The organism is Ruegeria sp. CF5, from assembly GCF_056537325.1.
This window is the reverse complement of sequence record NZ_JBQFRI010000006.1, coordinates 158,236-176,516: the sequence shown is the minus strand read 5'-3', so window position 1 is coordinate 176,516 and position 18,281 is coordinate 158,236. Positions and strand designations below refer to the sequence as shown.

Genomic DNA, 18,281 nt, shown 5'->3' with positions numbered 1-18,281 from the left:
GGATCAGTTTGTCTTTCTGCTGGGCATGAACGGCAGCGGTGCCACTGGCACGCCATCGTCAATGAGCGCCTTAGCCTCGTCAGGTTTGGCTTCGCCATAGATCGCCCGTTCAGGCGCCTCGCCCAAATGTATCTTCCGGGCCTCGGAGGCGAAATCCTTACCGACATAATCGGAATTTTCTTCGACTTTGCGCCGCAGTTCAGCCAGCACCGTCGAAACATCCCGGGATTGAGCCAGTGAATCTTCTGCCGTTTCCGCAACGGGTGCAGCCTCAATCCGGCGCGCAGGTCGCACACTGGGCGTCATGATTGCCTTGGTGACTTCCGCGCAACCGCAAACCGCACAGGACACCATTCCGGCCGCCGAAAGCTTGTCGTAGGCTTCGGCAGACTGAAACCAGCTGTCAAAGCTGTGTCCGTTGCTGCATTTCAACGCGTATTGAATCATGGTTTGTCCAAAATGGATGGTTGCGAAATAGATACTGACCAAAAAGGCGAGATCAAGACATCATAGCCGATAGATCCCGCAATTTGCAGTGAAAATCGAGTAAAACTCTGGCGAGGTCCTGTTGGTGTACGCGCGCTGCCGCTTTTTTGGGCGAAAACCACTTGCGTCTGCGCTCGGTCCGTTCCGGGAAACTTTCCGCCAGACTTTCAACCCGAACGGGAAACAATTCGACCGCACACAGCACATTTCCCTTGCTCGGGCGCCGTTTCAGGTAGGTATAGCGGCCAATGCTCTGCGCCTCGCACGACCCTACGACCCCGGCTTCTTCCCACGCCTCCCACTCGGCTGTTTTGGCGGGTTTCAACCCGTCGATCGGCCAGCCCTTTGGCACGATCCAGCGCCCCGTTTCACGTGTGGTGATCAGAAGGATACGTAAATCCCCATGATCGAACCTGTAACAAATCGCACCATATTGCGGCTGAACCGGGTAGGCACCGGGCCTTTGCAACATATCCGCCGGCAGTCTGGCGTTCATCGTACTTTCCGCAGAATCGTGTTGAACAAAGGCTCGGCCCCTCAAGACACATACCGGCCGGATATCGCGGCCAGACACTGGCACCATACCATATATTGAGGAATCAACCAAATATGCTGATCTAGATCGCCCTTTCAGGCAGGCGTTTGACCAGTCTTTGAACCAACTCGTCATGCGGTATGTCGGCGTCTATGGCCAGACGGCGCAGGCCAAAATGCACCCGGGCAATCTGTTGGTAATAGCGCGAATAAACGTAATTCGTGCCACCCCCGGCAAAAGCCCCGAGAACGGGAACCGACTGAGCCGCAAGCTTTTGCCCCAGAACCACCGACAGACGCGGCGCTACAACAGAGATCAGACGCTGGACGGCAGGGCCGGTTAGCGTCAGACGTACCGAGTAGAACCCCAGATCGGCCCCATCATCGTCGGCCAGCGGTCCCGCAGCGGAAAGTACGCGGATGCAATCAAATCTCACGCTGTCGGACGCCGGGTCAAAACCTTCTTTTGCCGCAGCGCCCTGAATTGAGCGCAACAACATGGTTGTCGTTGCCGGAAGCTCCATCAATGCGGTTGAAAAGCCGCCAAAGCCGCCTGCTGCACCCATTGCGGTTGTAACAGCGGTATTCACCCAAGGCTGCTGATCCGGAACCGCGCGCCGCGACGTCTGGGCTGCATGCAGGGCAATACGCAACGCACCTTCGGTGGCATCGTACAAACCGTTGCGCACCTGCGGCGGAAGTTGTTCCAGCAGAGATTCAGCCTTGCCGCCCAAATGGTTGAGCAACTTGACACCCGATCCGCCTGCCGATCTGTAGCGATCCGCCAACCGGTCAAGCTCTGCTTCCGTATCCACCGTTTCGACCAGAACAACATCCTGCACGTCGCGCACCTCCGTCTATGAAAGACATCGTGTCACGAGTGCCCGGATTCAATGGTTTATTTGCTCCAGCGGGTCACGGAACCGCAAATATCGCGCCATGAACCGGATACCAGTTCCATCCCCAGAACCCGGTCAGGGTTGGTCGGCGGCGGCATTTCCACGCCGCCCAGCCGATCGAAACCAAAGCGAGAATAATAAGGGGCGTCACCCACCAGAATCACGCGCTGCCAGCCCTTGCCGCGGCCCGCTTCGACACCTTCGCGGATCAGAAAACCGCCCAGACCTTCGCCCTGATGAGTCGGGTGCACGGCAACAGGTCCAAGCAAAAGGGCGTCATGTTCCCCGACATGCACCGGCCAGAACCGGATGGCCCCCGCCAATATCCCGCCAGTATCACGAGCGACCATGGACAGGCCGGATACGGGCGGCACGTCATCCCTCAAACGGTATGACGACAGCGCCTCGCGCCCCGGCGCAAAGCACAGGTCATAGAGGGCCTCGACCTCCCACCAATCACCCGGCTCCTCCGGCCTGATTACGAATTGCTGCACCCCTGCCCTCTTTTCCTTGCTGGAATTCGCCCTAGCACTTCGTTACGCCTTGGGCAAACGCTTGGAGAAAAGATGTTCTATCGCCCCGAAGACGGCCATGGTTTGCCGCACAATCCGTTCAACGCCATCATTACCCCCCGGCCCATTGGCTGGATATCGAGCCGGGATGCGGACGGGATCAACAACCTGGCCCCCTATTCCTTCTTCAACGGTGTCGCCTACACCCCGCCACAAGTGATGTTTGCCACAACAGGCACCAAACACGATCAGGATGGGGGAAAGGACAGCATCGCCAATATCAAGGCGACCGGGGTGTTTTGCGTCAATGTCGTGGCACATGCCCATCGGGACGCGATGAACGCCAGTTCCGCAGGCTTGCCCAAACATGTAGACGAGTTCGAACACGCAGGGCTAACCCCGATTGAGTGCGAAACCATCCCCTGCGCGCGGATCGAAGGCGCGCCCGCATCGCTGGAATGCAAACTCACACAAATCGTGACCCTGCCGGGAGAGGCCAACCGCGTTGTCTTTGGCGAGGTCACAGGCGTGCACCTGCGCGACGACTGTTTGCAGGACGGAAAGTTTGATGTCACCAGATTTCAGCCGCTGGCCCGGCTTGGGTATCGCGATTATTCGGTTGTGACCGAGCTATTCAGCCTGTCCAGGCCTGACGACTGATGCCACTGCCTGATCCTCATCGCAGATACCCGGTTACCCTGCCCGATGGGACCGACCACAAGGGCACGGTGTTTTTGTCCGAGGCGGTCGATCATCCACGGTTTGAGGCCGGGGCCTTCAGCTACGCATCAGATTTTGACCCGCCCGAGGATTGGGGGGCACGACTGGCCCCTTATCTGTTTCCGTTTTCGAAGGAAAAACTGAGCTTGGGCAATTTTTGCCAGATTGCTCATGGCGTTCGGTTCATTACATCTTCGGCCAATCACGCGATGACGGGACTGACCTGTTTTCCTTTTCCTGTCTTCGATCCTGACAGGATGTCGGGATACCAGCCCGATACGCGGGATACGATCATCGGGCATGACGTGTGGATCGGATATGGCGCACTGATTCTGCCTGGAACCCGGATCGGCAACGGATCAATCATTGGTGCCGGATCGGTTGTCCGAGGTGATATCCCACCTTACGCAATCGTCACTGGAAACCCCGCAGAGGTGCGGCGATACCGTTTTGAAGCGGATGTGATCGCCAGACTGGAAGCGCTTGGCTGGTGGGACTGGCCACCTCAAGAGGTTGGTGCCGCCGAAAGCGCCCTTCTATCCGGTGATATAGATAGGTTGGAACGTCTGGCACCAAATTGAAAGGCGACCCTCAGGCCGCCTTTCCAATACGTCAGTGACCGCCCAGAATTCCGGTCCGGACCGAATAATCCACAGCCAGCGCGTAATCCGGGTCGTCGTCGCTGTCGACCATGAGGTGACCCGCCTTGTTCAGCAGCTTGTGGCAATCCCGGCTGAGGTGCCGAAGCATGACGCGCTTACCCGCCGCCTCGTATTTCGCTGCAATCGCTTCGATAGCCTGCAACGCGGACTGATCCACGACACGGCTTTCCGCGAAATCAACGATTACAACGTCAGGGTCATTTGGCACGTCGAAAAGTTCCACAAAGCCTTCGGAGGATCCAAAGAACAGCGGGCCCTGAACTTCGTAAACTTTTGCGCCCTTTTCGGTCTCAGATTCACGGGTGATCGCGTGGATGCGTTTGGCGTTGTTCCACGCATATGCCAGCGCTGAGACGATCACACCGACGACGACGGCAACCGCGAGGTCCTCCATCACGGTCACGACGGTCACCAGCACGATGACGAACGCATCCATCAGCGGCACCTTGCGCATGATCTTGAACGAGTTCCAGGCAAAGGTCCCGATCACCACCATGAACATCACACCAACCAGAGCGGCCAGCGGAATCTGCTCGATCAGGGGCGAGGCGAACAGGATGAACACCAGCAGGAACAGGGCGGCAGCGATCCCGGCGATACGGGTGCGGCCGCCGGATTTCACGTTGATCATCGACTGGCCGATCATGGCGCAGCCGCCCATGCCACCGAAAAAGCCGGTGGCGACGTTGGATACGCCCTGAGCGATGCATTCCTGCGAAGCTCCGCCACGTTTGCCGGTGATTTCGCCGACAAGGTTCAGGGTAAGCAGAGATTCGATCAGACCAATGGCCGCCAGAATGACGGCGTAGGGCAGAATGATTTCGAAGGTTTCCCAGTTCAGCGGAACCATTGGGATGTGGAATGTGGGCAGGCCGCCCTCGATCGATGCCAGATCACCTACGCGCGGCACATCCAGACCAAAGCCGATCACCAGCGCCGCCACGACGACGATCCCGGCCAAAGGTGCGGGCACGATACGCGTGATGCGCGGCATCACCCAGATCACGGCCATGGTCAGCGCGACCAGACCCAGCATGGTGTAAAGCTGCATGCCCGAGAGCCATTCGCCACCACTCATGCCATGACCGGTGTTTTCCATCGTTCCCGGCACCTTGAACTGGCCCATCTGCGCCAGAAAGATCACGATGGCCAGTCCGTTCACAAAGCCCAGCATCACCGGATGCGGCACCAGCCGGATAAACCGTCCCCAGTGCATGGCACCGGCGATAACCTGCAGGATGCCCATCAGAACAACGGTCGCAAACAGGTATTCGACCCCATGCTGCGCCACAAGCGCCACCATCACCACAGCCAGAGCACCGGTCGCGCCCGAGATCATGCCCGGTCGTCCGCCAATCAGTGCCGTGATCAGACCGACCATGAAGGCCGCGTACAGACCGACCAGAGGGTGGACACCAGCGACAAAGGCAAAAGCCACCGCCTCGGGCACCAAAGCCAGCGCCACAGTCAGGCCCGACAGCAGTTCGATCCGCAGGCGGGAAAGGGTCAGCCCCTCGTCCGGCATCCAGCGCAGATCGGGAATGGCTAGGCGATTGGCAAAACTTGCCAGCAAGGCTCGGGGCATGGGGCTGTCCTGTGGATCTGTCGTGTTCGCGCGAAAGCGCCCTTTTACAGGCGTATCGCCCTGCGAGCTACCGCATCAGGCGGGACACTGCCATGCGAATTGTGCATGCCCTGAATCGCTTTTTCCGGACTCGTGCAACTTTGCCACGGTGCACACCCTTGCCAAACCGGCCGTTAACTCACAGATTTTCCGGCAACAACAAAGATTCAGCAGGGAGCGCACAGGTGGCTCAGACAAAAATTGCCGTCATCGGCGGATCGGGTATCTACGACATCGACGGATTGGAAAATTCCGAATGGGTTACGGTTGAAACGCCGTGGGGCGATCCGTCGGACCAGATTCTGACCGGATCACTGGGCGGCGTCGACATGGCATTTCTGCCCCGCCACGGACGTGGTCATGTCCATTCACCGACCGAGGTGCCCTATCGCGCCAATATCGACGCGCTCAAGCGGCTGGGTGTAACGGATGTGATCTCGGTTTCGGCCTGCGGATCGTTCCGCGAACATATGGCCCCCGGGGATTTCGTGATTGTCGATCAGTTCATCGACCGCACCTTTGCACGCGACAAAAGCTTTTTCGGCACAGGCTGCGTCGCCCATGTCAGCGTGGCGCATCCCACTTGCCCGCGCCTGAGCGATGCCTGCGAAACCGCAGGCAAGGCCGCTGGGGTCACCATTCACAGGGGGGGCACCTATCTGGCGATGGAGGGGCCGCAGTTTTCCACCCTGGCCGAGTCTAAGTTGTATCGCGAGCAATGGGGTTGTGACGTAATCGGCATGACCAACATGCCCGAAGCGAAACTCGCCCGCGAGGCCGAGCTTTGTTACGCCTCGATCGCCATGGTCACGGATTATGACAGCTGGCATCCCGATCACGGCGAAGTGGACGTGTCTGCCATCATCGCCACACTGACCGGCAACGCCGAGAAAGGGCGCGCGCTGGTCAAGGGCCTGCCTGCGCTGCTTGGCGCGGATCGTGCGCCCTGCCCGCATGGCTGTGATCGCGCATTGGAATACGCAATCCTGACCGCACCGGAAAAACGCGACCCGGCTCTGCTGGCCAAGCTGGATGCGGTGGCCGGTCGTATTCTATGACGCGACTGAATGCGCTGGACGCCGCGCGGTTCGTGGCGTTTTGCGGCATGGTTCTGGTGAATTTCCGCATCGCCGCGCAGGTTGCACCGGCAGATGATTGGGCGTCGGCCTTTGTTGACGCATTGGAAGGGCGGGCTGCCGCGCTTTTCGTGGTTCTGGCCGGGATCGGTGTTGGCCTGTCCGGGGTCTCAGCCTCGCAGTTATTGCGCCGCGCGGTTTTTCTGTTCTTGGTCGGATTGATCAACATGGCGGTGTTCGATGCGGATATCCTGCATTTCTATGCCTTGTACTTTCTTGTCGGGGCGATGTTTCTGACTGCCCCTGCGCGCAGTCTTTGGATTGGCGCAGTCGGCATCGTAGCGCTGAGCGTCGCGGCACATTTGATTCTGGACTATGACCGGGGCTGGAATTGGGACACGCTCAGCTACACCGACCTGTGGACCCTGCCGGGCTTTCTGTACAACGCGTTTTTCAATGGCTGGCATCCGGTGCTGCCATGGGCCGCGTTCCTGCTGATCGGGATGGCCATCGCCCGCGCCGACCTGCGTACGCTTTGTGTGCAGCACCGGTTGATCATGTGGGGTTTTGGTGCGGCGGTGCTGGCTTTGCTCCCACAAAATCTGACAACTGATCCTGATCTGGCCGCCCTGCTGGGAACTGAGTCCATCCCGCCGGGACCGTTCTACATCCTTGCGGGAACCGGCAGCGCCTGCATGGTGATCGGGTTGATGCTCAAGCTTTGGCCTGTGATCGAGCGGCTGCGGCTGGGAAAGCTGTTAACTGCACCGGGACGACAGAGCCTGACCTTGTATGTGGCGCATATACTGATCGGCATGGGCGTTTTGGAAGAGGCCGGGCTACTGAACGGCACCCTAACGGCACCGCAGATCGTCGCATACGCATTGTGCTTCTGCGCCTTGTCGTCGGCTTACGCCATCCTGTGGTCCCGTAAATTCCAGCGTGGTCCGCTGGAAGCCCTGATGCGGCGGGTAACCGAAACACGAAGGGCTTGACCCCGGCCTTTAACCGAGGCTTGATCGGCCGGAACTTCGGATAAGGATACCCTCATGCCCCTGGATCTTTGGCTGGCTTTCGTCGCAGCCTCGACCGCGTTGCTGCTAATCCCCGGCCCGACCGTGTTGCTGGTGCTTAGCTATGCTCTGTCCAAGGGGCGGAGTGTCGCCGTCGCGTCGGCAACCGGTGTGGCGCTGGGAGATCTGATTGCGATGACCGCATCGTTGCTAGGGCTCGGGGCACTTGTTTTGACCTCGGCAACTTTGTTTTCGGTGTTGAAGTGGATCGGCGCGGCCTACCTGACCTGGCTGGGCGTAAAACTGTTGTTCAGCGCACCGTCCAAGGCAACGGAAGCGGCAGAAGCTGATCAGGATATCTCGGCCAGAGGCGTGTTTGGGCACGCTGCTGCCGTTACCGCGCTGAACCCCAAATCCATCGCCTTTTTCATCGCATTTGTTCCGCAGTTCCTGCGCCCCGATGACGTGCTGGCACCCCAGTTCGTCATCCTGATCGCCACATTTGTTGGTCTGGCATGGATCAATGCGCTGGCCTATGCCCTTCTGGCTGACCGCCTGCGGAGCGTCGTGGGCAGCGCGAATGTCGTATCCGCCTTGACCCGCTTTGGCGGCCTGACGCTGATCGGGATGGGGATTGCAACGGCAGTGCTGCGCCGCCCTGCCTGAGACGGTTCAGTCGCCGGCGTTTTCTTTCATGAAACCGCGAATGAAACGGCGGATTTCCCGCGCCGCAGAGGTATCCAGTTCCTTGCAGAGCTCCACGAACGCATCCCGTTCGTCCTTGTCCAACCGCAAGACCAACTGACTGTTTTTCTTGGTCGAACCTTTGCCGTCTTTCTTTGCCACGCGCCTTTGCTCCGCCTGATACTTGATTCCCTGAGAGATGCATTGTATATACATCGCATAGAGAATGTAGATATCGAGCACCTAACAATAAAACGGAGGATAAGGCAATGAACCTTCATGCAGCTCAGGCATTTCTTCTGCGTGATCAGCGCAACTGGCGCAAACCGCATCTGTCGTGGTTGCCGGGTACTCTGTACCGCTACTACGGTCTGCCGAATGTGATCTCGAAGCGCCAAAGATAGTTTCCCTTCCCCCTCTTGCGTGCGCGGACCCGATGGGCGAAACACCTGTTGGTTACGCGATGCATCAGGGGATGAGCCATGCCCAAAAACAAAACGGTCAAGGATTACATCCGGACCATCGTCGATTTCCCTCACGAAGGGATCATGTTCAGGGATGTCACCACATTGTTCGCGGACCCGCGCGGATTCCGGATGGCAATCGACCAGATGCTGCACCCCTATGCGGGCGAAAGGATCGACAAGGTCGTCGGGCTTGAGGCGCGCGGCTTCATTCTGGGCGGTGCGATTGCGCACCAGCTGAGCGTTGGATTTGTACCGATCCGCAAAAAGGGCAAGCTGCCCGGAACGACCATCAGTCAGGATTACAAACTGGAATATGGCGAGGCCATCGTGGAAATCCATGATGACGCCATCCAACCGGGCGAAAAGATTCTGGTGGTGGACGATTTGCTGGCCACAGGCGGCACCGCTGCTGCGGGCATCAAGCTGATCGAGCGTCTGGGTGGCGAGATTATCTCGTGCGCCTTCATCGTTGATCTGCCCGAGCTTGGCGGCCGCAAGGCACTTGAGGCGATGGGCATGGACGTTCATGTCCTGTGTGAATTCGAGGGCCTCTGAGCGATTCAGCGCAGCACGGCGCCGGGGTTCATGATCCCCACAGGATCAAGCGACGCCTTGATGGCCCGCATGGCCGCCAGCCGCACCGGATCGCCATAGCGTTCCAGATCGGTCACTTTCAGCCGCCCCACCCCGTGCTCGGCACTGACCGAACCGCCAAATTCGGCGACAAGATCATGCAGCGCGTGCTTTACTGCCTCGCGCTGATCATCAAATTGCGCACGATCATGTCCTTGCGGGGGAAATACGTTGTAATGCAGGTTTCCGTCGCCCAGATGGCCGAAGCAATTGATACGGAACGGCCCAAATCCTGCGACAACACCAGCCCCGCGTTCAATGAACTCGGGTATCCGGGAGATCGGGATCGAGATATCGTGACTTGAGACCGAACCGATCAGCCTGTTTGCCTCGGGGATGTTCTCGCGCACGGACCAGAGCATCTGACGTTGCGCCTCGCTGTTGGCGATAACGCCGTCCGTGGCCAGACCTTTGTCAGATGCGCGCTGAAACAGGGTTTCCAGCAGAGTCAAATGGTTCTGCCCCTCGAACACGCCGATCTCGATCAAAACGCTCCATTCTGGCGCGCGATCGAATGGCTGGCGAATACCGGGCAGAACCTCGTCCAGAAACTGCAATCCCTGCCGGTGGATCAATTCGAACGCGCTGACGTCTTCGCCAACCAGATCGCGGGCCAGCGCCAGCAGAGAGATGGCCGCTTCGGGCGACGGAGTTTCGATTATCGCGGTGCCGATCCCGGTGGGGCGCGGATGCAGCTTCAGCGCCGCCGCGGTAATGATACCCAGTGTCCCTTCGGACCCGATCAGCAGGTTACGCAGGTCATAGCCGGTGTTGTCCTTTCGCAGCCGACTGAGCCCATGCCAGATTTCACCATTGGGCAAGACCGCCTCAAGCCCAAGACACAGATCGCGCGCATTGCCATACCGCAGGACGTTGACGCCACCCGCGTTGGTCGCAAGGTTACCGCCGATCCGGCATGAGCCCTGCGCGGCAAGCGACAGGGGGAACAGCCGGTTCGCGGACTCTGCCGCCGCCTGCACATCGGCCAGTACGGCACCGGCTTCGACCACCAGAATATTCTCGGTTGGATAGACTGCCCGAACCGTCGACATGCGTTCCAGCGAAATCATCAGCGGCGCGGGGCCATCCGGCATAACCTGCCCGCCGACCAATCCCGTCCCGCCGCCATACGGGACAACCGGCACCCGGGCGTCCAAAGCCAGCTTCACCAATGCGGCGACCTCGTCCACTTTCTTCGGCAAGGCCAGCACTCCGGCCTGCCCCGCAAAACGCCTGCGCGGTTCTTCCAGATAGCGCGCTTCGACCGGGCGCACGAGGTCGTCGCCGATCTTGTCACGGATGCTCTGAGCAAATGTTTCGTCGGCTGGTCTGAGGGTCATGCCTATTCCTTGCCCAAGCTGCGGCGCGTCGACAAGTATTATTCCTGTTCAATGAGATATTGTGGCTCCAGCACGACGACTGTGGGCCGGTCGGGCAGAGATCGCAGCGAAACCTCGATCTCCGAGACCCCATCGCGCACGACAGAGAATTCATCGCGAATGCCAGCCAGAAACCGATCAAGCGAATAGCCGGAGAACCAATGCATCGGAATGATGACGGAACTTTTCAACCGTTTGAGTACGGAGATCATTTCGGGCAGCGGCATCGTCGTGCCACCATCAACTGCCGCCATGACCACGTCCATCCGGCCAAGCGCCGCAAACTGTTCATCGCTCGGGATATGGTGCAGATGCCCAAGGTGACCGATGCACAACCCTTCGACTTCGAAAACGAATATCGAATTACCCTTCTCTTCGACACCCCCATAGAACGAGCGGATGTCGGTCGAGACATTGCGGATCAGCAGCTCTCCCAGATCGAGGTGGTGGTCTATGCCCTGCCCGAACTCGCCCCAGCCTTCCAACACATGGGGAATCGCGGGATCGGGATGCGCCGTCCAGTGCGTGTCATGCGCGTGGTTCATTGTCACGATGTCGGGAATAAGGGTCGCGCTGCCGATGAACCCGGTGAAATCGGTCACGGCATTCAGCCCGCCTTGAGTTTGAATAAGAAAGGACGCATGCGCGATATAACTGATCCGGACCGAGAATTCGGGAACCGGGTCCTGCCAGGCAGCCTTGTGCAGAAATTCGATGCCCGGTGCTGCGTCAGCAATGGCGATGCAATGGCTGGGCCGCCGCTCTTGCGCAGCCGCCCCACCCGCGATCACAATCAGTCCCGCAACAATCCACCGCATGGCCCAAGTGTAGCGCACCTGCCGCCCAAGTCATGCCCCTTCTTCCGTATGAATGCGGAATGGTGTTCGGGGCCGCGCCCAAAGACGCAAGCAGGGGCCGCTATCCGGCGTCCGTCCGTCCCCGCCGGTCAGACCGCAGACTGGCGTACAGAACATGCGTCCGCCAGCGCCCGTCGATCTGAAGATAGGACTGCGCCACGCCTTCGTATTTGAAGCCCGAGCTTTCCAGCAACCCCCGAGAGGCTGCGTTCTCGGGCAGGCAGGCGGCCTCGATCCGGCTCAGGTCGAGGCGCGTAAAGGCATGGTGCACCAAGGCGCCAATGGCTTCGCGCATGTATCCCTGTCTCGAAAACGCCTGTCCCGTCCAATATCCCAGCGTCCCTGCCTGTGCCGGGCCACGGCGGATGTTGTCCAAAGTGATCGCCCCCACCAGCACATCATCACTGCGGCGAAACAGGAACATCGGAATGGCCGTTCCGCTGACAATTGACCTCTGCGCCCAGTAGACCCGGTTGGTAAACGACTTGCGGCTCAGATGGTCATGCGCCCAAATCGGCTCCCAAGGGGTCAGATATTCTTTGGACGACCGTCGCAACGCAGACCAATCACGAAAATCGGAATGCACCGGCGGACGCAGGCTGAGCCGCTCGGTTTCGAGTTTCAGCTTGCGTCTGCCTAACAGCATCACGCCGCGCGCCTCTCCTGCAGTTCGGCCAGTGTGGGCGCGCCGGAAACCGGACCGTAAAGCGCCAGAGCGGTCGGAGCATTTACAGCCATCTGTTCCGCGAATTCACGCACTTCCGCCGTGGTCACAGCGTCGATCTTGGCAACGGTGGCCTCCAGCGGCGGAACCTTGCCCCAAATCTGCACAAGCCGGGCCAGACGTTCGGCGCGGTTCGAAGGGCTTTCAAGCCCCATCAGCATCCCGGCCTTCATCTGGGCGCGGGCGCGGGCAACCTCTTCGGGTGTCATGTCCTCGGCTGCGCGCTTCATCTCGTCGATGGTGATGTTGGCAAGTTCCGCCACCTGATCGGCAGAGGTACCGGCATAGATTGTCGTTGTCCCGGTATCGGCATAGGCGCCGGTCTGGGCAAAGATCGTATAGCACAGACCGCGCGTTTCACGCACTTCCTGAAACAGGCGCGAGGACATGCCGCCGCCAAGTGCCGTCGAATAAATCTGAGCAGTATAGATCGCGTCATCGCGATATCCGGGGCTTTCCAAGGCCAGTGCGAAATGCGCCTGCTCCAGTTCTTTCTCCTGCCGCGCCTCACCGCCGGTGAAGCGGCCCGGTTCGGCGACCAACCCTTTGCGTGGTTGCAGGTGGCCGAACATCTCTTCGGCCATTTTCATCAGCGCGTCGTGATCCACTGCACCAGCCGCAGACAGGATCATCTGCTCGGGGCCATAGTGTTCTGCCACAAAGCCTGACAGATCCTCGCGCGAAAACGCGCTGACCCGTTCGGTCGGTCCCAGAATGGTCCGCCCCAATGGCTGATCGTGATAGCTCTGCTCCTGCAGCCAGTCAAAGATCACGTCGTCCGGCGTGTCAAAGGCCTGACCGATTTCCTGCAGGATCACGCCACGCTCGACCTCGATCTCGCGCGGATCGAAGACCGGGTTCAGAACGATATCGCCGATTACATCCATAGCCAGCGCCACGTCATCCTTCAGGACACGCGCGTAATAGGCCGTCACCTCGCGTGAGGTGTAGGCGTTGATATATCCGCCCACATCCTCAATCGCCTCGGCGATTTGCAGCGCGGAACGCCGCTCGGTTCCCTTGAAGGCCATATGCTCAAGGAAATGGGCGATGCCGTTCTGCTCGATCCGTTCATGCCGCCCGCCGGCGGTTACCCAGATGCCGATGGCCGCCGATTGCAGCCCCGGCATATGTTCACTGACGATACGAAAGCCGTTCTTCAGTTGGTCCTGTCTGACAGTCACTCAGCGATATGCCTTCTGATATGATCCTCGAGGGCACCCAGATCGTTGGCGATGCGGGTCACCCGTTCCGGACGTTCATACAGATCAGACATGCGGGATGGAAGAGGCGGATGCACGTCGCTCGCCTTCTCGACCGCTGCCGGGAATTTTGCCGGATGCGCGGTGGCCAGCGTGATCATCGGCACATCAGCGGCGCGGTGTTCTTCGGCGACCTTGATGCCGACAGCGGTGTGCGGGCAGACCAGTTCCGTGCTGTGGGCCAGCGTGGATTTGATCGTGGCAAGAGTTTCCTCTTCGGAGACCCTTCCCGAGTCGAAGTTTTCGTGCAACGCTTCCATCGCACCCTGACTGACGTTGAAGCCGCCGTTTTTCAGTTCATCCATCAACTGTGCCACGGCGCCGCCATCCTCGCCATAGGCATAATACAGCGCCCGCTCAAAGTTCGAGCTGACTTGAATATCCATCGACGGGCTGATCGAAGGGATGGTGTCGCCCTTGAAATACCCCTCGCCCGACAGGCAGCGATACAGGATGTCGTTCTGGTTGGTCGCAACCACCAGCCGGTCGATGGGCAGGCCCATGCGCTTGGCGAGGTAGCCGGCAAATATATCTCCGAAATTGCCGGTCGGAACAGTAAAGCTGACTTTGCGGTGCGGAGCCCCGAGGCTTACCGCGGCGGAGAAATAATAAACGATCTGCGCCAGAACGCGGGCGAAGTTGATCGAGTTCACACCGGCTAGTTTCACACTGTCGCGGAAATCGAAATCGTTGAACATATCCTTCAACGCGGCCTGACAATCATCAAAATCGCCATCCACGGCCAAGGCGTGCACATTGCTGTCCGCAGGGGTGGTCATCTGACGACGCTGCACTTCGGACACGCGGCCATGCGGATACAGGATGAACACGTCCACCGCGTCCAACCCACGGAACGCCTCAATCGCCGCCGATCCTGTGTCGCCGCTGGTGGCGCCCACGATGGTCACGCGGTCCCCGCGCCGTTTCAGCGCCACCTGAAACAGTTGACCGATCAACTGCATCGCAAAGTCCTTGAAGGCCAGAGTGGGCCCGTGGAACAGCTCCAGCAGGAAGTGGTTCTCGTTCAACTGCTTCAGCGGCGCGCGGGCGTCGTGGCCGAACCCTTCATAAGCTCGGGCGATGATTTCTTTGAACTCATCCTCGGCAAACGATCCGCTGACATAGGGCCACATCACGCGGAACGCTATTTCCTCGTAGGGCAGACCGGCAAGTGCCGCGATCTCTTCCTGCGTCATCACCGGGATTTCGGCAGGCAGGTACAGGCCGCCATCCCGGGCCAGCCCGGTCAGCATCGCCTCTTCAAAGGTAAGTTCAGGCGCTTGGCCACGGGTTGAGATGTATTTCATTGCTCATCACTCTCTGAAGGGGCGCGGTTGCGCCACAGGAAATAACCAGTCATCACGGCCCAGACCAGAGCCAGACCAAACCATGTGATTGCATATTGCAGGTGATCGTTCGGAATGCCTGCGGCATCCACAGGCAGAGGCGTAATACCGGGGTCGGTTTGCGTTCGTGCAATCAACAACACCGGTTCCGTCCCAAGCGCCGCCGCCAGATTGGGCACGTCGCGGGCAAACCAGATATTATCGTCAAGATCCGGTTCAGGCGTGTAGCTGTCGATCTCATCCGGCCAGTGCAGGTTGCCTGTCACCGTCATCTGCCCCGTCAGCCGTTCGGATTGTTTGGCTGTGGTCGGAACAAAACCCCGATCCACCAGAATGGTCCGGTCTTCGGTGCTGAAGGACTGGATGATGCGATACCCTGCCCCGACCTGTTTGACCGAGACCAGAACGTGGATTTCCCCCGGCTCCATCTTGCCGGACACTGTAACCGGCAGGTACTTGTCGCCCTCGGCAGAGACAGACCCCGGCAGGCCCACGGAATCAGCTGAAATGCGGTCTTCGATCTCTGCCAGAACGCCTTGCTTCCATGCCAGACGCTGCACCTGCCAGAATCCCAACGACAACAGGATCGCCAGACCGGCGAAGCCAAAAATCAGCAGGAACAGGATGCGGCGCATATCGGGACCAGATCTCTTCATTTTTCGGCTCGGGCTGAACCGGCGTCTTGTTAAGAGGGACGCGGGTAAAATTGCAACCATGCAATTGTATCGGGCGCAATCTTGCGCCCTGAGAAAGAAAAAGCCGCCCCAAAGGGCGGCTTTTGCAATTGATCAGTCTGACCGGCGTTACATCAGCGGGGCCTGACCCCAGATGTAAACGGCGAAGAACAGGAACAGCCAGACAACGTCAACGAAGTGCCAGTACCAAGCCGCAGCCTCAAACCCGATATGTTTCTCGGGGGTGAAATCACCGCGCAGAGCTCGGATCAGACAGACCGACAGGAAGATCGTCCCGATGATGACATGCGCGCCGTGGAAACCGGTGGCCATGAAGAAGTTCGAATAGAACTGATCGTCGCCGAATTTCCAGCCTTCATGGGCCAGCAGTTCGTAATACTCAAACGCCTGCAGGAAGGTAAACGCGATACCCAGTGCAATACCGATGGCCAGACCGTTGATCAGCGCCTTGCGGTCGTTGTCATGCACAAGCGCATGGTGCGCCCATGTGATCGCACAGCCCGACAGCAGCAGGACCAGAGTGTTGATCAGCGGCAGGTGGAACGGATCGACCGCGTGGATGTCCGGCTGGATGTATTCGGTGCCGGCATAGTCGTACATCGGATACATGCGATGTTTGAAGAACGACCAGAACCAGGCAAAAAAGAACATCACTTCGGACATGATGAACAGGATGAAGCCATAACGCAGGCCGATACGCACAACGGGCGTATGATCGCCAGCGCGGCTTTCGGCCACCACTTCGGACCACCATGCGAACATGGTGTAGAGCACGGCCACCAGCCCTGCCCAGAACATCCACGGAGTGATTCCGTGCATCCAGAGAACAGCTCCGAACAGCATCACAAAGCCGCCGATCGCGCCGATCAGCGGCCAGATCGAGGGGTTCAGAATGTGGTAGTCATGGTTTTTAGCGTGTGCCATCAGCGTCCCTCACCTACAGGCATTAGTTCGTTGTTGTTTCCGCCTGCGCGTCAAGGGCGGCATAGCCCTCGGGCAGGTCGATTTCGTAGAATGTATACGACAGTGTGATCGTATGAACATACTTGGCTTCCGGGTCGTCGACGATTTCCGGGTCGACGAAGAAGGTCACGGGCATCTCAACCCGTTCACCGGGTTGCAGAACCTGCTCATCAAAGCAGAAGCAGGCGATTTTCTGAAAGTAGCCGCCCGCCGAATAAGGCGTCACGTTATAGGACGCCTGACCGGCAATCGGTTTGTCGGTCGGGTTGTAGGCCTCGTAAAAGGCCAGCCCGGTCTCGCCGATACGAATCTTCATCTCGCGCTCGACCGGCTTGAACTCCCACGGCATTTCCCGGGCCTTCGAGGCATCGAAACGAATGGTAACCGTCTGCTCCAGAATGTCATCGGGGGCCTGTTGCGCCACCCCGGTGGTGCCGCCGAACCCGGTGACACGGCAGAACCAGTTGTAGAAAGGGACTGCCGCCCATGCGAGGCCACCCATCAGCACAACAACGCCGACAAGCTGAATGACCGTTTTCTGGGGTCCCGACACTGCCATCAGTTCTGCACCTCTGCACGCGGCATCTCGAAGTCGCCACGCGTGACTTTGACCACGGTCAGCCCAAAGATGATGACGATCAGCGCGGCCAGTGTCAGCGCTACGCCCAGATTGCGGCCGAACCGGCGGTTATGCAGTTCGTGGGTTTTGCGTAGACTCATCCCCAGCCTCCCAGCCCATAGGGCTTGAGCAGCGCCTCGACCAGAATGGCGCCGAAATGCAGGAACAGATAGAGCAGCGAAAGCTTGAAGAATCCACGCTCGACCTTGAAGTTGTCGGCCTCGGCGTCGTCTTCGTTTCGGCGCGAGATTTTCCATGCACCATGCAGGAACAGTGCGTTCAGCACCAGAGCGACTGCCAGATAGATCGGACCACCGATGCCCGAGAAAGCGGTGCCAACAGCCAGCAGCGATAGCAACGCGGTATAGACCAGAATGTGCACCCGCGTGGCACGGCGGCCATGGGTCACGGTCAGCATCGGCACACCCGCATCGTCATAGTCCGAGCGCATGAACAGCGCCAACGCCCAGAAATGCGGTGGCGTCCACATAAAAGTCAGGGCGAACATCAGCCACGGCTCAAGAGTCATCGAACCGGTTGCGGCCACCCAGCCAATCACTGGCGGGAATGCTCCGGCGGCGCCGCCGATTACGATGTTGTGCGGCGTCGAACGTTTGAGCCACATCGTGTAGACGACGGCGTAGAAAAAAATGGTGAAGGCAAGGAATGCGCCTGCGAAGACGTTGGTGGCCAGGCCCAGCATGATAACCGACAGGCCGGACAGACCGAGGCCCAGCGCCAGCGCCTCGCCCGCTTCGATCTTACCCGCGGGGATCGGGCGGCCTTTGGTGCGCTTCATCACCTTGTCGATATCGGCATCCCACCACATGTTCAGCGCGCCCGAGGCACCGCCGCCGATGGCGATGAACAAAATGGCGCAGAATCCAATGAATGGGTGCACAGGAACCGGTGCGGCCAGCAGGCCGACAAGCGCGGTGAACACAACCAGCGACATGACACGGGGCTTCAGCAGGGCGAAATAATCGCCAAAGCTGGCCTCGTCCTCGTGTCCCTTCGCGGTCACGGTGCTGGCGTTGATGCTTGCGTCGCTCATTTTCGGTCCTTCCGGGGCGAAAGGCGCGCGGATCCCGCGCACCCTGCGTCTTTCGTCGGGCGAGAGTTTACC

At 59.3% G+C, this 18,281-nt stretch carries 23 protein-coding genes; 7 read left to right on the top strand and 16 right to left on the bottom strand.

Annotated elements, in window-relative coordinates; translation table 11 throughout:
• Positions 1-3: 3 nt before the first annotated feature.
• The 4 genes from ACR0NW_RS15505 to ACR0NW_RS15490 form a co-directional block, all read right to left on the bottom strand.
• A complete protein-coding gene (locus ACR0NW_RS15505) occupies positions 4-447 on the bottom strand; it encodes a DUF1178 family protein (RefSeq protein ID WP_480451090.1) in 444 nt (147 codons plus the stop codon).
• 52 nt (positions 448-499) lie between these two features.
• The gene (locus ACR0NW_RS15500; RefSeq protein ID WP_480451091.1) at positions 500-982 is read right to left on the bottom strand and encodes an NUDIX hydrolase; all 483 of its coding nucleotides are present in this window, start codon (positions 980-982) and stop codon (positions 500-502) included.
• Between the two features lie 121 nt (positions 983-1,103).
• Complete coding sequence (locus ACR0NW_RS15495) at positions 1,104-1,862, bottom strand: EcsC family protein (protein WP_480451093.1); 759 nt, start codon at positions 1,860-1,862, stop codon at positions 1,104-1,106.
• Positions 1,863-1,918: 56 nt separating this feature from the next.
• The gene (locus ACR0NW_RS15490) at positions 1,919-2,413 is read right to left on the bottom strand and encodes a GNAT family N-acetyltransferase (protein ID WP_170651444.1); all 495 of its coding nucleotides are present in this window, start codon (positions 2,411-2,413) and stop codon (positions 1,919-1,921) included.
• Between the two features lie 72 nt (positions 2,414-2,485).
• On the opposite strand from ACR0NW_RS15490, the gene ACR0NW_RS15485 reads away from it, so the two are divergent.
• Positions 2,486-3,091: a flavin reductase family protein gene (locus ACR0NW_RS15485; protein ID WP_480451095.1), complete on the top strand. Its 606-nt coding sequence runs from the start codon at positions 2,486-2,488 to the stop codon at positions 3,089-3,091.
• A complete protein-coding gene (locus tag ACR0NW_RS15480; RefSeq protein WP_480451096.1) occupies positions 3,091-3,732 on the top strand; it encodes a CatB-related O-acetyltransferase in 642 nt (213 codons plus the stop codon). The genes ACR0NW_RS15485 and ACR0NW_RS15480 overlap by 1 nt, the downstream gene beginning before the upstream one ends.
• Before the next feature lie 31 nt (positions 3,733-3,763).
• On the opposite strand, the gene ACR0NW_RS15475 is transcribed toward ACR0NW_RS15480, so the two are convergent.
• Entirely contained in the window at positions 3,764-5,398 is a 1,635-nt protein-coding gene (locus ACR0NW_RS15475) for a SulP family inorganic anion transporter (protein WP_170651441.1), read from the bottom strand.
• Between the two features lie 224 nt (positions 5,399-5,622).
• On the opposite strand from ACR0NW_RS15475, the gene ACR0NW_RS15470 reads away from it, so the two are divergent.
• Genes ACR0NW_RS15470 through ACR0NW_RS15460 form a run of 3 tightly spaced genes read left to right on the top strand, consistent with a single transcriptional unit; the run spans position 5,623 to position 8,192 of the window.
• Positions 5,623-6,495 carry an S-methyl-5'-thioadenosine phosphorylase gene (locus ACR0NW_RS15470; protein WP_480451098.1) on the top strand — a complete coding sequence of 291 codons (873 nt, stop codon included), beginning with the start codon at positions 5,623-5,625 and terminating at the stop codon, positions 6,493-6,495.
• Positions 6,492-7,508 (top strand): DUF418 domain-containing protein, encoded by a 1,017-nt coding sequence (locus tag ACR0NW_RS15465; protein ID WP_480451100.1) that lies wholly within the window; start codon positions 6,492-6,494, stop codon positions 7,506-7,508. Before ACR0NW_RS15470 ends, ACR0NW_RS15465 begins: the two co-directional genes overlap by 4 nt.
• 54 nt (positions 7,509-7,562) lie before the next feature.
• Positions 7,563-8,192 (top strand): LysE family translocator, encoded by a 630-nt coding sequence (locus ACR0NW_RS15460; protein WP_480451101.1) that lies wholly within the window; start codon positions 7,563-7,565, stop codon positions 8,190-8,192.
• Positions 8,193-8,198: 6 nt separating this feature from the next.
• Here ACR0NW_RS15460 and ACR0NW_RS15455 read toward each other — a convergent pair whose 3' ends face one another.
• On the bottom strand, positions 8,199-8,372 hold the full coding sequence (locus ACR0NW_RS15455) for a hypothetical protein (protein ID WP_170651437.1): 174 nt from the start codon (positions 8,370-8,372) through the stop codon (positions 8,199-8,201).
• A gap of 107 nt (positions 8,373-8,479) precedes the next feature.
• Here ACR0NW_RS15455 and ACR0NW_RS15450 point away from each other — a divergent pair, with 107 nt between their 5' ends.
• On the top strand, positions 8,480-8,614 hold the full coding sequence (locus tag ACR0NW_RS15450; RefSeq protein WP_480451103.1) for a hypothetical protein: 135 nt from the start codon (positions 8,480-8,482) through the stop codon (positions 8,612-8,614).
• A gap of 78 nt (positions 8,615-8,692) precedes the next feature.
• The gene (locus ACR0NW_RS15445; protein WP_480451104.1) at positions 8,693-9,232 is read left to right on the top strand and encodes an adenine phosphoribosyltransferase; all 540 of its coding nucleotides are present in this window, start codon (positions 8,693-8,695) and stop codon (positions 9,230-9,232) included.
• Positions 9,233-9,237: 5 nt separating this feature from the next.
• Here the strand turns inward: ACR0NW_RS15445 and ACR0NW_RS15440 are convergent, their stop codons facing one another.
• The 10 genes from ACR0NW_RS15440 to cyoE all read right to left on the bottom strand — a co-directional run bounded on the left by ACR0NW_RS15440 (position 9,238) and on the right by cyoE (position 18,209).
• Complete coding sequence (locus ACR0NW_RS15440; RefSeq protein ID WP_480451106.1) at positions 9,238-10,650, bottom strand: FAD-binding oxidoreductase; 1,413 nt, start codon at positions 10,648-10,650, stop codon at positions 9,238-9,240.
• A 38-nt stretch (positions 10,651-10,688) separates the two neighbouring features.
• On the bottom strand, positions 10,689-11,507 hold the full coding sequence (locus ACR0NW_RS15435) for an MBL fold metallo-hydrolase (protein WP_480451308.1): 819 nt from the start codon (positions 11,505-11,507) through the stop codon (positions 10,689-10,691).
• Between the two features lie 100 nt (positions 11,508-11,607).
• Positions 11,608-12,192, bottom strand: a complete 585-nt coding sequence (locus ACR0NW_RS15430) for a GNAT family N-acetyltransferase (protein WP_480451108.1) — start codon at positions 12,190-12,192, stop codon at positions 11,608-11,610.
• Positions 12,192-13,454 (bottom strand): M16 family metallopeptidase, encoded by a 1,263-nt coding sequence (locus ACR0NW_RS15425; protein ID WP_480451110.1) that lies wholly within the window; start codon positions 13,452-13,454, stop codon positions 12,192-12,194. The genes ACR0NW_RS15430 and ACR0NW_RS15425 overlap by 1 nt, the downstream gene beginning before the upstream one ends.
• Positions 13,451-14,839 (bottom strand): threonine synthase, encoded by a 1,389-nt coding sequence (gene thrC, locus ACR0NW_RS15420; protein ID WP_480451113.1) that lies wholly within the window; start codon positions 14,837-14,839, stop codon positions 13,451-13,453. The genes ACR0NW_RS15425 and thrC overlap by 4 nt, the downstream gene beginning before the upstream one ends.
• The gene (locus ACR0NW_RS15415) at positions 14,836-15,513 is read right to left on the bottom strand and encodes an SURF1 family protein (RefSeq protein WP_480451310.1); all 678 of its coding nucleotides are present in this window, start codon (positions 15,511-15,513) and stop codon (positions 14,836-14,838) included. Before ACR0NW_RS15415 ends, thrC begins: the two co-directional genes overlap by 4 nt.
• Before the next feature lie 168 nt (positions 15,514-15,681).
• Positions 15,682-16,497, bottom strand: coding sequence for a cytochrome c oxidase subunit 3 (locus tag ACR0NW_RS15410; protein WP_170651430.1), 816 nt, complete (start codon positions 16,495-16,497; stop codon positions 15,682-15,684).
• A 22-nt stretch (positions 16,498-16,519) separates the two neighbouring features.
• On the bottom strand, positions 16,520-17,095 hold the full coding sequence (locus ACR0NW_RS15405) for a cytochrome c oxidase assembly protein (RefSeq protein ID WP_480451115.1): 576 nt from the start codon (positions 17,093-17,095) through the stop codon (positions 16,520-16,522).
• The gene (locus ACR0NW_RS15400; RefSeq protein WP_170651428.1) at positions 17,095-17,256 is read right to left on the bottom strand and encodes a hypothetical protein; all 162 of its coding nucleotides are present in this window, start codon (positions 17,254-17,256) and stop codon (positions 17,095-17,097) included. Before ACR0NW_RS15400 ends, ACR0NW_RS15405 begins: the two co-directional genes overlap by 1 nt.
• Positions 17,253-18,209 (bottom strand): heme o synthase, encoded by a 957-nt coding sequence (gene cyoE, locus ACR0NW_RS15395; RefSeq protein ID WP_170651427.1) that lies wholly within the window; start codon positions 18,207-18,209, stop codon positions 17,253-17,255. Before cyoE ends, ACR0NW_RS15400 begins: the two co-directional genes overlap by 4 nt.
• Positions 18,210-18,281: the final 72 nt, after the last annotated feature.

Bases quoted from the DNA above. Each gene is read 5' to 3' on its own strand.
- ACR0NW_RS15505 (WP_480451090.1), bottom strand. From the start codon at position 447: ATGATTCAATACGCGTTGAAATGCAGCAACGGACACAGCTTTGACAGC.
- ACR0NW_RS15500 (WP_480451091.1), bottom strand. From the start codon at position 982: ATGAACGCCAGACTGCCGGCGGATATGTTGCAAAGGCCCGGTGCCTAC.
- ACR0NW_RS15485 (WP_480451095.1), top strand. From the start codon at position 2,486: ATGTTCTATCGCCCCGAAGACGGCCATGGTTTGCCGCACAATCCGTTC.
- ACR0NW_RS15480 (WP_480451096.1), top strand. From the start codon at position 3,091: ATGCCACTGCCTGATCCTCATCGCAGATACCCGGTTACCCTGCCCGAT.
- ACR0NW_RS15475 (WP_170651441.1), bottom strand. From the start codon at position 5,398: ATGCCCCGAGCCTTGCTGGCAAGTTTTGCCAATCGCCTAGCCATTCCC.
- ACR0NW_RS15465 (WP_480451100.1), top strand. From the start codon at position 6,492: ATGACGCGACTGAATGCGCTGGACGCCGCGCGGTTCGTGGCGTTTTGC.
- ACR0NW_RS15460 (WP_480451101.1), top strand. From the start codon at position 7,563: ATGCCCCTGGATCTTTGGCTGGCTTTCGTCGCAGCCTCGACCGCGTTG.
- ACR0NW_RS15450 (WP_480451103.1), top strand. From the start codon at position 8,480: ATGAACCTTCATGCAGCTCAGGCATTTCTTCTGCGTGATCAGCGCAAC.
- ACR0NW_RS15445 (WP_480451104.1), top strand. From the start codon at position 8,693: ATGCCCAAAAACAAAACGGTCAAGGATTACATCCGGACCATCGTCGAT.
- ACR0NW_RS15440 (WP_480451106.1), bottom strand. From the start codon at position 10,650: ATGACCCTCAGACCAGCCGACGAAACATTTGCTCAGAGCATCCGTGAC.
- ACR0NW_RS15435 (WP_480451308.1), bottom strand. From the start codon at position 11,507: ATGCGGTGGATTGTTGCGGGACTGATTGTGATCGCGGGTGGGGCGGCT.
- ACR0NW_RS15430 (WP_480451108.1), bottom strand. From the start codon at position 12,192: ATGCTGTTAGGCAGACGCAAGCTGAAACTCGAAACCGAGCGGCTCAGC.
- thrC (WP_480451113.1), bottom strand. From the start codon at position 14,839: ATGAAATACATCTCAACCCGTGGCCAAGCGCCTGAACTTACCTTTGAA.
- ACR0NW_RS15415 (WP_480451310.1), bottom strand. From the start codon at position 15,513: ATGCGCCGCATCCTGTTCCTGCTGATTTTTGGCTTCGCCGGTCTGGCG.
- ACR0NW_RS15410 (WP_170651430.1), bottom strand. From the start codon at position 16,497: ATGGCACACGCTAAAAACCATGACTACCACATTCTGAACCCCTCGATC.
- ACR0NW_RS15405 (WP_480451115.1), bottom strand. From the start codon at position 17,095: ATGGCAGTGTCGGGACCCCAGAAAACGGTCATTCAGCTTGTCGGCGTT.
- ACR0NW_RS15400 (WP_170651428.1), bottom strand. From the start codon at position 17,256: ATGAGTCTACGCAAAACCCACGAACTGCATAACCGCCGGTTCGGCCGC.
- cyoE (WP_170651427.1), bottom strand. From the start codon at position 18,209: ATGAGCGACGCAAGCATCAACGCCAGCACCGTGACCGCGAAGGGACAC.